General features: G+C 34.2%; 8 protein-coding genes, 1 tRNA gene and 1 pseudogene. 5 read left to right on the plus strand and 5 right to left on the minus strand.

Translation table 11 applies throughout. The features are described 5' to 3' along the window. Positions 1–1,934 precede the first annotated feature (1,934 nt). From RG963_RS07675 to RG963_RS07690, 4 genes are all read right to left on the minus strand, one after another. Entirely contained in the window at positions 1,935–2,399 is a 465-nt protein-coding gene (locus RG963_RS07675; protein ID WP_310575681.1) for a hypothetical protein, read from the minus strand. A 529-nt stretch (positions 2,400–2,928) separates the two neighbouring features. Next, positions 2,929–5,919 carry a hypothetical protein gene (locus tag RG963_RS07680; protein ID WP_310575682.1) on the minus strand — a complete coding sequence of 997 codons (2,991 nt, stop codon included), beginning with the start codon at positions 5,917–5,919 and terminating at the stop codon, positions 2,929–2,931. Positions 5,920–5,922: 3 nt separating this feature from the next. After that, positions 5,923–7,974 carry a trypsin-like peptidase domain-containing protein gene (locus tag RG963_RS07685; protein WP_310575683.1) on the minus strand — a complete coding sequence of 684 codons (2,052 nt, stop codon included), beginning with the start codon at positions 7,972–7,974 and terminating at the stop codon, positions 5,923–5,925. Between the two features lie 2 nt (positions 7,975–7,976). Beyond that, positions 7,977–8,345, minus strand: a complete 369-nt coding sequence (locus tag RG963_RS07690; protein ID WP_310575684.1) for a CU044_2847 family protein — start codon at positions 8,343–8,345, stop codon at positions 7,977–7,979. Positions 8,346–8,704: 359 nt separating this feature from the next. Here RG963_RS07690 and RG963_RS07695 point away from each other — a divergent pair, with 359 nt between their 5' ends. From RG963_RS07695 to RG963_RS07710, 4 genes are all read left to right on the plus strand, one after another. Next, on the plus strand, positions 8,705–8,920 hold the full coding sequence (locus RG963_RS07695; protein WP_310575685.1) for a hypothetical protein: 216 nt from the start codon (positions 8,705–8,707) through the stop codon (positions 8,918–8,920). Positions 8,921–9,472: 552 nt separating this feature from the next. Next, the gene (locus RG963_RS07700; protein ID WP_310575686.1) at positions 9,473–9,802 is read left to right on the plus strand and encodes a DUF2551 domain-containing protein; all 330 of its coding nucleotides are present in this window, start codon (positions 9,473–9,475) and stop codon (positions 9,800–9,802) included. Positions 9,803–9,839: 37 nt separating this feature from the next. Further along, positions 9,840–10,241, plus strand: a complete 402-nt coding sequence (locus RG963_RS07705; RefSeq protein WP_310575687.1) for a hypothetical protein — start codon at positions 9,840–9,842, stop codon at positions 10,239–10,241. 134 nt (positions 10,242–10,375) lie between these two features. Beyond that, positions 10,376–10,448 (plus strand) — tRNA-Gln (locus RG963_RS07710). A gap of 179 nt (positions 10,449–10,627) precedes the next feature. On the opposite strand, the gene RG963_RS07715 is transcribed toward RG963_RS07710, so the two are convergent. Then, the gene (locus tag RG963_RS07715) at positions 10,628–11,209 is read right to left on the minus strand and encodes an MJ0548 connectase family domain-containing protein (RefSeq protein WP_310575688.1); all 582 of its coding nucleotides are present in this window, start codon (positions 11,207–11,209) and stop codon (positions 10,628–10,630) included. 514 nt (positions 11,210–11,723) lie between these two features. Here RG963_RS07715 and RG963_RS07720 point away from each other — a divergent pair. Further along, positions 11,724–12,098 (plus strand): annotated as a pseudogene (locus RG963_RS07720) (pirin family protein). Positions 12,099–12,127: the final 29 nt, after the last annotated feature.

A 12,127-nucleotide genomic window follows, 5' to 3' on the forward strand; every position in this document is an offset into this window, starting at 1 on the left:
AATTTTTTTTATAATTTGTATTAAAAATAGGTTAAATTTTATAAGTGCTAGATTTCTAATTGCAAAATATGCTTGCATGTATGTATCATTAATAACATATTTATAACTCTGAATGGTGAGTAATTATAAGAAAATTATCCAATTAATATAATATATATTAAAATGCATATTTTTAGTTTCATATATAAATTATAATTACTCTTAAAATATACAGAATAATATAAGTATAATATAGAACATATTAAACAGATATTAATTAACTTATGTGTCTCGTTGTACATAATAAATATCACTTCGTTTAAAAGCAGCTTTTAGAATGCATATATAAGATAGAGTATCGAAGTTGTGGATTTAATATACTACTATATCGAAATGATCATTTAAGCAAGACAATTTATTTATTGGCATAACTTTCTTTTGATACATATGTTATATAAAAGACATTTAGTTGTTTACAAACTAATTAGTGTATATAAGTGTCACCTATATCTTTTATTTTTTTAATTACTATGTGAAATATAAATCAAAAACAGATTATTAAATATAGATACTCAAAAAATAAAAACTATATCCTGCTAAATTCATTTTCCTTTTATAGCTTATAATATTTCTAAATAATAATTTTAATTTTCATAGACTTTCTCGTCTTTCTTGTGCAGTCTGTTTAATATTTCACTATATTTATAATTTGGTTTTTCGAGTAGATAGTGTAGGACTTCTGTTTAAAATATTAGTGAAAACACATAGGTAAAAATTGGACTGAAAATTAAATTTACCGGATAATGTGTAAATTAATAACAAGTAAAGCATTTTTAAAAAGGATGTTTGAATTTTTAGATTAGATAAGGCAGGCACCATCTGTACCTATAGTATATGTGTATAACTCAGTTGTTATTCTGAGAATCTTTCTCCAGTATTTTTTTTGTATTTAATGGGGCGGTTTTCGGTCAGAACCCTTTTATTCCTATAGTCTATGTAATGGATGAGTTTACAAAATGAGGGGTCAAGTGCTGTTTTGTGAACTTAGCAAAATCCATACATATACTCTATATGAATAGATTGTCCCGTAAATTTTTAGAGCCTGGAAAAAGGCCCCCAAACAAAAGAATAAGAAGCAAAAATTAAAATATGCATTTGAGTTATAATCGCTGCTCTCAATTATTAGTATATTGTGGCTTTGTTCACTCAGATTCTGATTTATGGTCCTGAATACCAAATGTTTTAACATTTGACTATTATATAAAATATTCAGTTTCTAAAAAAAACGTTTTCTGGGTTTTAATCGATAAATTCTCTTAATTTATACTTCATTATTTTATATCTACCTTGATAAAATAAAAATTTCATCTTTTATGTACCTGTATTTATATATTACTTTTTGATCAATAGAGTGTATACTGCGTAAGTAAAAAGTCAGTTAGAACGCATAGTGAGAATATATTGGTTATTTGCTAGAATTCAAATTTATTCATCCAACATTATAAAAATATAGTCCGCGATGCCTAATTACAGTAATACCCTTTTATCGGGTAAAATGTACGTTTTTTTAAAAAACTATTGATTTTGTTAAAATGTGTATGTATTTCTAAAAATGCAATATAACATATATTAAAGATGTTATACATTTGATTTTTTGTTGTTTTTTATTAGACCTAATTACATTTAAAAAATATCGTTAGAATTGAAATATAATTTATTTTTTGTATGTATTTTTATATTATTACGCTAACTAAGTAAGAATTCAAATTAAGACCTGAAAGAAAAAAATTATCAAAAGATCTCATTCCACAACCGGTTTTATTCTTAATCAGTAAGAGTTTCAAAAATAAATTTCATGAGCAGAAATCTTGAGTAATTATTCAGAATACGAGATTAGGAGAAGCAATTTTGAGTTTGGAAATCAGCTCCAAAAATAGAGAACAGGTGTAGCTAAATTATATTACCAGCTTCAGGTCAAATATTTCTTCAAAAAGTCCGTATTTTTTGCGGGCCCTATACAGGTACTGGCGAACAGGAGTTTTATCTTTTGCCCTGGAAATAAGGGCTTCGATTTCCCCTTTGGAAAATACGGCTTCAAGCTTTTTTATAGGAATTGTCTCAAGCCCTTTCCAGTCATCAATTATCTGGTTGCTTATAGGGATAGGGATTGGGAGCAGGGCTACAGGGGCCTCATCTACCCAGTTCCATTCTGAATTGTAGATGTTTGCATAGAAAGCCCCGCATGAAACACATTTTGTTACGACTACAGTCCTCTCCCCGGCAGAGTGGTAGCTGAGGCTCATAAGTATCGAATCGCAACTAGTACAATTACCAATCTCATTTTCTTCCAGGCTATACGCAGGTATCCGGCTTTCTTCAATGTAAAGATTATTCCCGTTAAGGTCATAGCTGTATTCCATATTATCCGCTCCTGGATGAGGCTGAAAGAATCGGCGCTGCTATTAGTTTCAGGCTTTTTCTTGAGTTCCTTTGCTGTTCTGTCTAAAGGTTATAAACCTATTAATATTAATCGGGTATATACACTCTTCGTTTTTGGGGGGGTTTATAAGGTTAAAGATAATATAAACATACTTTCTTGAGATTAATAGCATGAATTTTATTTTAACATACATTTTCTAATAAATAACACTAAAAGAGAAATAATCCTAATGAGAAGAACTGTAATCAAAACAAGTTACATAATATTTTCAAGATTTATTAAATTTTTAATCCCATATAAACATTTTATTTTAGTTGTTTTAGCGAAGACATTTAAATAAGGATATTTTAATAATAGCAATTTTTCCAAATAATCTAGATTTGCCCTGATAATAAATTTAACCTCTTTTCTATTTTTTCTTTTTCAAAAATTGCCTTAGCCAAAATCAACATGTCTTAAATTTAGCGTCAAATTAAGGTTCTTAAAATATACTACTTTAACCTATCCTTTCAATAAGTTAAGCCATATTTTTTACACAATTTCTCATAGATTGTTGCAAGGGTAGCTTTTGGAGAAAATTTAGTATCTTTAATTGAAAGTTTTTTTGAAGGGTTGAGATCAGTTAAAAAAGAAAAATCGGACAATAAGATTTCTGACTCATTAATTATTTTTAAAATTGCTTGTGAGTTGTCTGGATATAATTTAACAAGAAATCTACACATATCAAACGCGCTTTCTAAATAATATGAACACGGAATTAGTAATTTTTTAAAGTTATCAAAATCACCAATGAGGATCAGAGCTTCTGCAATGTCAGAAAGGTTCTCCGCTCTATCGGTCAAAATTGTTTCAGCAATTTTTACTATACGATCATTATTGCCAGCGTTTACATTAATAATAGATATCAGAGCTTCGCTTTTCTCCCCGTCATCACAAATATCCATAGTAAGATTTACAGCAGTATTCAATGTCGATTTTGCTTCTATATCCCTGTTTGTAGAACCTTGCTCTTTAGCAATCGCTACTAATACTTTTTCTTGTTTGGATATGCCTTCTATCATTTTTACGGTATCTATAGCAGATATGTAATTTCCAACACTTGCTTGTGCCACTGCAATGAATTCTAGTGCATTATGTCTATATAGTTTGTGTTCATTTGTAATTCCCTGAACTGTTTTTAAGGCGGAAGTAAAATCATTTTTCTTTGCCTGTGCTTTAGCAATAAACTCCAAAGCTTCACTATAGACAGAATCATTTTCAAAATTTTGAATAATTGTAAAAGCAGAACTAAAATCTCCAGTTTCTGCCTTTGCCTTAGCAACATACTTTAGAGCCTCCTCTTTTCCCCAGTTCCATTCTATTTTCATTGCTGTACAAGTGGCAGAATCGAGATCTCCCAGTTTTACGTACGCTTTAACGAGGGATCCTAGAAGACGATCTATTTGTTTTACTCCTATTTGTTCTGCCTTCCTGATAGCATATTCTAAATCATGTGGTTCAATCACTTCATTAAGTATAGAATTTAGTGCATGATATTTAGGATCCAAATCTACCATTTTGTTTATAGTTTCGAAAGCAGAAGTGACATTCCCGGATTTTACCTGTTCTATTGCAATGAGTTGCATGGCTTCTTCTTTTTTTAGATAAAATTCAATTTTGTTTGCAGTCGCGATAGCATCTGTGTAAAAACCGACTTCTGCTTGTGCTTTGGAAATAGCCTTAAGAGTATTCCAACGTTTCGAATTTATCTGAATCGTTTTTGAAGTTTCGACTGATAAGGTATGTATATTAAGCTGTTTATCATTTAATTCTGGAGGCAACAACCACAACTTATGGTCTATGCTAAGAGCCATTTTTAATGCTTTTTTAAATATTTTTTTTGCTAATTTTTTTTCTTCAATCCTCGCCGCGGCTTTGGCAATAATTGTGAGATTTATTGCCTTGTATTCCTTTCTCTTCATTCCTCGCACTACTATCTGAGCAAATTCAAGAGCTAGTAGGGCATCTTTTTTATCAGTACAATCCTCTGCAATAAAAGTTAGGAGTCGCACTTCCTCATTTTGATCGTTAATACTACTTACAATATCTACCGCTAATCTAAAATCGTTCTGTTTAGCCAGTATCTCTACAATTTTCACAAGTGTTTCGTCTTTTAGCGACTTCGTTTCGATCCAATATGAACTCTCTATATCAAATGCAAATACGTTTACTTTTACCATTGCCTTAATAACGGGTTTTAAATAAATTATCCACATCCCGCCCAAATGTCTCCGTGCTAATTTTATTGCTTTGTAAAACGTGTCGCTAGCCAATTCCTTTTTTCCACATTTTGCTTGATTTACTGCGATGGAAGCTAACGCTTTTAAATAAGAATATAATATTGATATTATCGGACCTGTCTCTAGATCAAAACCACAATCTTCTAAAGAGGCCATTCCTTGTAAATGATTGATTCCACGTGTACTCATCTTAGTGAACTCAAAAATTTCTTTTTCCATCTCACTCTCAATTTTTTGAGAAATTTCCGTAGCGGAAGTTAAATCTCTATTATCCGCCTGCTTCTTTACAATGTACGCTAATGCTTCTGCCCTTATTACTCTGTCCTCAATCTTATATGACGTTTCTAATGCAGATATAAAATCATCCACTTCTGCTTGTGTTTTAGCAATGTAAGACAGTTTTACTGCTTTTGCACTTATCAATCTAACATTAGCCGATGATTCGAAACTACTTTCAGAGAATTGTCTTAGTTCTTGGGACTCAGATTCGGGAATTTGTTGTGCATATTTTATCGCGATGACAAATGATTTCTGAGCTAATTTTTTATCTCCCTTTCTAGATTGGATCTCAGCAATAAAAACAAGTCTATTTATCTTTCGGTCTATGTCTCTGATTTCCTTTGCAGCGCTGATTTCAGAATTAAAATTGTTCAGGACTTTATTCTCAAATTCTTCACAAAAACTATCTGATTGTTCAGTTTTTACCAAAGATGAAAATCCGTAGACTTTTGCCTGGGATTCTTTAATTATTAGCTGAATTTCCACCCTTTTTTTGAGATCTTTAATATCTATTGATAGATCCATGGCGAAATTTAACGAGCTTATCGCATCATCTATCTTTCCTTCTTGCATCTGCGCGATGCCTATCAAGATCAGGGCATTCACCTTATCAACTAAATCTGTAATATCTGAAACGACCTTCTCCGCAGCGACAAAGTATCCACTCATGGATAGATACTCACACAGAATGAGTCTGTGATTGTCTTTAAAAAAATCCCGTTGAAATTGATAGAAGGCTTCCTCTGAGACGTCATATACATGGACAAGTAAAGCCGCTGCATATTTTTCCCATCCAATAATATGAGAGGCCTTTGGGTAATATTTCTGAAGAAGTCTGACAAGTGTCTTATTTGCCTCTGCTAATTTTCCAGAATTTTTCAATTCCCAAGATAAAAACAAATACCACAGAATAGAATCATCATATTCGTTTAAATCTGCCAATTCCTACGCTAGTTGTAAATTACCCTTTGAAAGCGCACCTGAAGGAGACATGTCTCTAATAGCCGCCAGTAATTTGGCATGGAATATGAGATAATGTGCAGTACGCTCTATGTTATTGGTTTCAATAGCTGCTCTCAAAGCAGCATTAAAATTTTTGGATATTGTCTGTAGTAAATCTTCTGGGAATGTCTCAAATAAAGTATTCCAAAATATTTTGTTATCTACTAAAGCAAACAGTTTTTCATACTGTTGCGTTTCCAAGAGATGCTCTGTGAAGTGACGGAATGCGTAAGGACTCTTATGCCTCTGAAAGTTAAAACAGTAGTCCAATATTTTCTTAAGAGCATCTTGAGACTCATTTCTAAGTTCACGTTTGAATTCCTGTGCTAATAAGGGGTGAGTGAAGGAGTAAAGACGTGACGTTTCTGTTGTTATTATGTTGAACCAGCGTCTTAATGACCATGGCAAGCTTCGTAAGTCCCATTCTGTGATTTCTATCATAGCCATTACATCGTCCTCGGACAGTGCCGAATGTGCTATTGACAGCAAAGCGAAGAGCTCTTGAAATCTACGGTTGTTTTCAACGTTACCTGTTTTTACTAAAAGACTAAATTGGTCATGTACATAAAGACTAAAGTCTGGTGGACTCTTCTCAAGTACCCGATATGCCTTTTCCCTTGGAGAGTTATTAATATCATGTATCAGAGAGTCATTAATTTCATCTATCAGATAGTGTAAATATAATGGAAAACCGTCTGTTTTTCTAGCAAGTTCTTCTGTAAAGGTTTTGTCCATAGAAAGCGATTTTAGTGCGTTGTTTTCTGAAAACCGAAGCCAGTCCACAATATCAGCATGATATAATTTTGGTAATTTGATATGATTTGTACACTTCAAACGTTTTTTTAGAGATTCTACCTCATTAATTTCGTCACGCATAGACGCTACGAAAAATATGCCTTCCGGTAGGCTTGAAGGAATTATGCTAGATAAATCGGGCCAATCAATGGCTTCGTCTAGTCCATCAAGTATTATAACAATACGAGTGCTTGCTGGAGGAGACCATTTTAAAAGCTCAGCGAAGAGAATTTGTAACTCGCTCATATCATGAGGTATTTTCTCTACCAAGCCATTGATTTCCATCAATTGTTTGCAAAGAATTTTTAAGCAAGAGTATAAATCTGGATTACTTGTCTGTCTGATTAAATGTATTACAACATGAAAATCTTTTGATTTCAAGCATATAGCCCAGTTTCTCAATAGTGTCGTTTTTCCAAATCCAGCTGGTCCAGTAATAAAAAAGTAACCTTTTTTCTCCTTATTGACAAATCGATTAAGAAGGGTTAATTCTGTACGGCGCCCGAATATCCTATGAGAAGAAGAAATCGATTCAGAATGTTGCAGCGAGAAATCCCGTAAACCCCTTATTAGACTGTCCTCTTTCTTATCTGGCACTTGCTTTGTGTTTTCTTTTTCTAGATCCGGCCAGTGTGCAAAAATCTCATCCATGGGGATGACATAAGCAATTTGAGATAGAGGATTATTTGTTTCCTTTGCTTTAAAAAATCCGACGACTCTGCGTAAGTGTATATCATAAATAGGCCCACCACTAACTCCTTTCGAAATATCCTCAGATACATAAAAATTTAGAACTTCATTTTTTCTCTCTCCAAATTGTAGCGTCTGTCCGGATCTAAGGTATCCATAAAAAGAATGGCCTTCAGGCTCAATAGAGATGTTTTTTGGCCTAAAGCCGAATCCAAAAACTTCGTGTCCATCTTTTACTCTTCCCAGTTGTACGGCGTCAATAGATACGTTAGAAAGCTTTAGAACAGCGAAATCTGCAGTTGGATTGGAGAATTTTTTCAGATATTCAGCCTGATGCAACGTTTGATCATTAGTAATCTTTACAAAGAACTTATTGAGGTCCTGGATAACGTGATAACATGTTAGGATATATCCTCCTGGTAAAATAAAAAATCCAGTTCCACTATGACTTTTCCTATCATCTTTCAATATCTGGCATATGGAATGCTTAACTTCATCAAAACTACTCATATCTATTCGGTCCCATCCCCTGTTTTCAAATTCCACTCTGCGGTAATTTTAATACTTGCTTCTGATGAACTTTTTACTAAATATACGTCTCCTTCTAGAGAAAAATTGAGTCCAAACTCAATAGTAGCTTTCGTAGGTTTTGCATCTTCTGCCAATTCATAAAAACTGTTTATAGTGTTCCCACAAAAGGACTTGATAGAGTTAGTTAGCTGTTGACCTCTTAACAATTCTTTTATATTATCAATACAACTGACTTCTTCAATACTACAAGTTTCTTCAATAGATTGAGCCTCGAGTGTTTGACACGAATCAGAGCTCTCTATATAGACAGTTGTCCCATCCGGAAATTTAACTGGAATTAATTCTACCATACGATAAACCTCATCATTTTTGAATTATCAAAAGCTCAATATCATAAATTTCGATAAGATTCAAAGCTTAAAACAGTTTCTTTTTTGATTTTAGGAACTTGCACTGAGATCAATTTAAAAGAGGAAAAAAAGATTAGAAAGTAGCTTTTAAATACATAACTTAGACTTTGTCTATTATTCGGAATAATGAATCAAGGTTTAGGATCGTGAAAATTATTTCTGAAACTCTTACTGATTGAGAATAAAATTGGTTTTGGGATGAGCTCAATATTAATATTAATCCCCTTTTTTATGATAATTCTTAGCTGTAGGGATAATCCAGTTTCCCCTACCTTTTCAATTAATTCTTATATTTCAAAATGTACACAACAGAAGTTGCAAGGTTCTTCAAGAATAGGCCTTTAAAAACAAATTTACGTTACACCGGATACGTGATAAATTTAAGAATGAAAATATTCAGCTACAGAATAAATTTTGAGAACGGCTTTCCTGATGAGGTTTTTACAGATCTAGCTTCAAAACTCCAGCTCTCCATGTTTTTAACTGCAAACCTATATTATATTTACTTGTATTGACCTTTATTCGTCTCCTGTCAAATATTGGTTCAGAGGAATTAAAAGTAGTATTGAAACAAACTCATATAGAATTTAAGAGTCTTGAACAAAATTCGGAAAACGCAATTTTCACTTTAGTTAAGTAAAACTGGACATTTTTAGTAGAGTAGAGTAAACACAAACTTAATATATAGCCATAAGAGAATAATAGTGTACCAAAGTAAATATATTTTATAGGTATTCAAATTCATTTTTTTTGATAAAAGCTTTTCCTATTTATAGGAGTATACAGCTTATCAAAATCAGAATTTAAGGGCAAAAACATAAGAGTCAGGCATTTATAATGAAAAACTCTAAAGAGATTTGGAAATATAGATGGCACTGATGAGCCACAAAAAGCGATATATCAGAAGAAGAACATATAGGTATACAGAAAACTGGACTTGAATTAAAGTAAAATTGTTTAATGGATCTAAATTTTTATATTCATTCCCATCAGGACGAATAAATTTACAAATCTATATATATGACTATAACTGACATAGTTTACTATATCAGTAAAGGTGGTAATTAATGGTATCCATCCGAGCTAAAATTAAAGCCAGATTAGAGAAGTTTCTTGAAGTTGATTCCAGTGGATATCGAAGAGCTATACTGTGTATCTTCATCAAGGTAAAAAAAGCGACTATTGATGAACTACATGAAATGCTTACAAGCAAGTATAATGTATCGAGAAATACTGTTGCATCCATGGTAGGATACATCCATTCGAAACTTGGAATTCTGAGGGCGCATAAAGAATCTTATAAAACCCCGATGGTTTATCTTCTGAGAGAAGAATATGTAGACCTGCTCATGAAGATTGTAAATTCGTCCAGGACGTCTACCGAATTTACAGTTTGATAAGTTTATCTATTCCACCCACATTTTCTGATGGACAATGTCTCTTGTGAAAAACGCACCCAGAACAGCAACAACTGTAGTGGTAAGATCTGATGCCAATACCCGTATAGGCCATTCAAGGGATCCCTATTACAGTCTTATGCGACGTATTTTTCAAGAGGATGCCACTGCTGTTAGGGGGCAAAAGTTCCTGACAATCATTGAAGAGCGGCAAGCCGCAGGAAATGCAATCCGAACTGACGAATGGAAGGCCATTCTGGAAGAACTCCAGGTAGGACGTGCCTCATTTTACGCAATGCGCAATAAGCTGCTTGGAGCGGGGCTGATCTCGATAAAAAATAAAGAATACAGGCTTTCAGGCCAGTTCTCAAAAGACCTCTTGGATATGGCCCGCTGGTGGTGGACTGCAGTTCTCAATCAGCCAGAAGAAAACATGTAATGAAAATGTAACTTTTTTGTTATTTTGTTTTAGAAGTCTAGGGCGCTTCAGCCAAAAGATATATATATCTAATCTTCCTTTAGAAGATACGCTTAAGGACGAAAGAAATGCGTCCCACAGCGAAAAATCATCGAAGCCCGGTAGTGTAGTGGTCAATCATGCGGGACTCTGGATCCTGCAACCTCGGTTCGAATCCGTGCCGGGCTATACCCATTTTATTTGAATCCTACTCTTTTGACTTTTAATGTTTGAAAGTCCTTGATCTTTCAGAATATGCACAAAAGGTTGGCAGAACTTATAATAAATTGGCTCAATGGCTTGCAATGCTGCAAGTTCCAGATATATTTCTTGAAAAAATAAGTCTGGTTGATTTTTCAACCCTACTTTCATTCTTTCAGATCTTCTTCCACGACTTTTAAAACATCAACATTCAAGGCAGTCTGAATCAGAAAGAATTGCTTGCTCACAGAAGCGGTTTTCCTGGCTGCGGTTTCCATACAGAGCATAAGGATTTTTACCGCGTCCTGAAAATTGCTCTTTTTCGTCCAGTTGTCCTTGAAGCATTTATTGGCTATCTGTTTGGTAAATTCATTTCCAAAAGCTATAAAATTGCTTCCTTTCCCATGTGAAGTTAATATGATTTCTATGTCTCTGAGTTCGGTAATTGCATAATTTCCTGCTGAAGCATACAGCCTTCTTTTCTTGACGACTCCGCCTTCAACTGAGGACACTTCCCCCATTAAAACGCCGTTCCTTTCCGATACCTTGCTCTTACGGTCCGTGACAGTTATGCCGACCCCGAATTCTTCTGCCTTTTTTACTAGTTCTTCATCCGTGACTATTGCACCGCTGTAAAGCTCTTTTTCAAGCCTCTCCCTATCCGATTTATCTCCTTCAAATGTTATTTCCCGCAGGTCTCCGGTCATTACTGCACCGTTTTTCCCGATAAAAGCGATAACAAGGGTCATTCTTCAGGCTCCGATAATTGTGATATTTTTTATTTTTAATATTCCATTTTCAGATCTCAAATTTAAGGGAAGATTTTAGCATTCTGTTATCAGTACATCTTACAGAAAGCAGAATATAGAGATTAGGATTGAAACTCTATGGCATAAATACCTATCAATTAAATTCAGTATGAATTCTGCAGCGGTCAACATTGTTCAATCTGATCAGGCGTTTTCCAAAAAACCAAAGTATAACAAACGTGATAGTAAGATAGGGGAAAAATAACTCTAAGCAGATAGAAATAAATCAAAGAATTTGCTCAGGCGGATTCAGAAGCCAAGTTCCGCTTCGGGATCACAGGAAATCGGAGATTTTCCGGGAATTGCGATGTAATCGCAACAGCACAATGTCTATTTCGCTTTGCTCAAGCGGACCTGGGCTATTTCTCATTGATTGAGGATATAATACATTATTTTTCACCAGGGAGTGGTTACATTGGTTAATCCAAGAAGGATAAGAAAAATAATAAAAAGCATGCCAACTATTGAGGGCGCAGGCGTACATCTTAAGCGAGCTTTTGGATTCCAGCAGGCTCCTGAGCTTGATCCTTTTTTGCTTTTGGATGAGTTTCATTCACGTAATTCGGAAGAATACATGATGGGATTTCCGTGGCATCCTCACAGGGGAATTGAGGTGATAACATATGTTCTTAAGGGGGAGATCAAGCATGAGGACAGTATTGGAAACAGAGGTCTGATCAGGCCAGGGGACGTGTAATGGATGACTGCAGGAAGCGGGATTGTCTACCAGGAAATACCTACTGGAGATGAAAACGGGCAGTTGCGGGGCTTTCAGCTTTGGGCAAACCTTCCGGCTTCACACAAGACGATGGAGCCTCGCTACCAGTAGATCAAAAGCAACAAGATACCCGAACTTCT

It is taken from the genome of Methanosarcina baikalica, assembly GCF_031461075.1.
Taxonomy (GTDB): Archaea; Halobacteriota; Methanosarcinia; order Methanosarcinales; family Methanosarcinaceae; genus Methanosarcina; species Methanosarcina baikalica.